The organism is Streptomyces sp. NPDC055078 (assembly GCF_053607985.1).
In genome coordinates this window covers 1-2480 of record NZ_JBSGUP010000918.1, presented here as the reverse complement: position 1 = coordinate 2480, position 2480 = coordinate 1, and the positions used below count along the sequence as shown (strand labels likewise).

2 protein-coding genes are annotated in these 2480 nt (G+C 66.2%); both read right to left on the bottom strand.

Features of this window, described 5'->3' with window-relative positions:
- Positions 1-28 precede the first annotated feature (28 nt).
- Positions 29-1423 carry a DNA cytosine methyltransferase gene (locus ACWF94_RS38565; protein WP_453499651.1) on the bottom strand — a complete coding sequence of 465 codons (1395 nt, stop codon included), beginning with the start codon at positions 1421-1423 and terminating at the stop codon, positions 29-31.
- Between the two features lie 90 nt (positions 1424-1513).
- The gene (locus ACWF94_RS38560) at positions 1514-2383 is read right to left on the bottom strand and encodes a hypothetical protein (protein ID WP_453499649.1); all 870 of its coding nucleotides are present in this window, start codon (positions 2381-2383) and stop codon (positions 1514-1516) included.
- Positions 2384-2480: the final 97 nt, after the last annotated feature.

The following is a 2480-nucleotide window of genomic DNA, read 5'->3' as shown; positions in this document are numbered from 1 at the left end:
GCCTGATCTGGCGGCCCCGGCGGGGAGATCAGAGAACGGCGCTCACGGCGTGGCCCAGCCACTGGGGGACGTTGCAGCTCACCGCGTTCCCCGCCTGCATCGTTTTGGCGGCCTTGCTCCTGCCCCTGACGATGTAGCTCTCGGGGAAGCGCTGGGCATTCATCTGCTCGCGCCACTGGAGCATCCGGAAGTGGCAGTTCTCGATGTCCACAGCGGGCCGGAGAAGACCGGCTGAGTCATGGGTCGAGAGGGTGTGCAGCGGCTCCGAGACCTGTTTGGGAGTGGATCCCTTCCGGAAAGGGATCACCAGACCGTGGTGATTGCCGCCCGCGGTGACGGTCGCCAGAGGAGTGGCGGCGGGCGCCGCAGACCCGTGGTTTCGGAGGGTGACGACGAACGGCGGAGCAGCCAGACCCGGAGTGGTCGCGTACGCGAAGGCACCGGGCGGGACGACCAGGCCCTCGCCCACCTTCACCGTGCGGACGGGTAGAGGGGCGAGATCCGGGCGGAATGCGCGGCCGTCGTGACCGCTGTGGTTGACGGTGATCACCGACGGATCCGCCGGGAACATCTCCAGCCCGGCGGCGATGCGCGCCATGGTGCTCTCGGCCAGAGGCTTCTTCCGGTCCCCGATCCGGGTGCCCAGGTGAGTCCAGTCGATGACGCTGGCGGCTGGGCTCACGTAGGGCTCGACGATCACCCCGTCGTCGTGGTTCGGGCAGGTGTAGTCGTACTGCTTGGCGTATTTGCCGATCCGGGTCTCCTGGTACCCCTGACGCCATGTCTGCTGGGCGTAGACGTCTTCGGTGCAGTCCTCACAGTGGGCCAGGGGCCGGGGGGCTACGTCGGGCAAGCGGATGCCCACCTTGGTGAAGACGATGTAGAGCCGGTCCCGCCACTGGGGTGCGGCGGGGTTGAGTGCGTCACCGATGTGAGCGGAAGAGACGCAGATGATCTGGTAGTTGTAGCCCAGTTGCACGAGACCCTTGAGCCACCAGTCGAACAGAATCCAGTCCGCGAACTCGATGACGTTCTCGATCAGGATGGCCTTGTATTGGTGGACTTCGGCGGCGCGGATGACGTCGTACGCGGTGGCACGTGTCCGCTGGAAGGCGGCGTCGGGCAGGGCGCGCAGCTCTTCTTCTGAGAGGCCCAGGGGTTTCTTGCTACGACGGCGTCCTCCTGCGGGAGATATCTCGGTGCAGATGGGGGACGCCCACAGCACATCGGTCTTCGGGAGCCTGCGCATGTCGTAGTTCGAGACGTCCGCGCAGAGATGCTCGGCGTACGGGTGGTTCGAGGCATGCGTGTCAATCGCGGTCTGCCAGTGATTGGCGGCCAGCTTCAGCTTCCAACCGGCGTTCACCAGTCCCGTGCTGGCGCCGCCCGCGCCGCAGAAGAGGTCACAAAAGGTGATGCTCAAGGTCAGTCCTTGCGCTCAGGGTGGTGGAGTGCGCCGGGCCCGGTTGCCCTCCGGGCCCGGCACTGGAGTGCGGCAGTCGAGCCGTGAGCGCTACCCGCCGTACGCCTGGCAGGCGGTGACCTCGGAAAGCAGCAGACCGGAGATCCGGTTCAGGACCTCTGCCGGTACCTCGACGGACTTCGGGGCGGTGCCGTCCAGCTCCGCGACAGTGATCAGCGCACTTCCGACCGGGCCCAGATCAGCCTGGTGGCGTCGCAGGCTCACCAGCTCTTCCAGCAGCCACGCCACTGTGCCCGGCGCGGTCGCGTCCTGCTGAACGGGGCTGCCCAGTGGGTGACGGCCGCCGTAGCGGGCCATGACACCGGTGACATACCGCGTCACGCAGTCGGCCATCAGGTCCGGGTTGCCCCCGCCGAGGCTTCCGCCCCGGGGGCGGCTCTCCGGCATGGAGTCGTACACGACGGCGATCTGGATATCGGGCGCGTTGTGCGAGACATGCCAGCCCTCTACCTGCTCCCTGCGGGGCGGCAGGAACTCGCCCGCGCCGATCAGGAGGAACGTGCCATCGGGGAGATTGATACGAATCTGAAAGCCGCCTCCGCCCTCGGCGACAATGAGCTGCGCGTCAAGCCCCCGCCCACGAAGAGCATCGATCACACCCTCGTACTGCGGAGCCATCTGCTGCAACGAGTAGGCGTAGTCGATGACGAACTGAACCAGCGGAATGTAGTCGCCGGACCAGTCGAGATAGCCGCACTCCCTCTTCGAAGTACCGAGGAAGGTTCGGAGCTGCCAGAAGATCCGGGGCCGTCCAGTGTTGAGACCGCTGGTGAGAACCAGCCGATCGAGGCTGCTCGGCAGGGTGACGACCAGCTGGTTGCGGCTTTCGGTGAGCTGCGCATGCAGCTTGGCGTGTGTGCGCACGGCGACGCACAGCTGGGGCATCGAGACGAGATCCACGTGCTGTTCCTCCTGGTGGTGGAGTGGGTGGCGGGGGCTTGCCCTGCCCCGCCCTTACGTAGGTAAATCTATCGAATATGGGCAGGGAAAACAACCC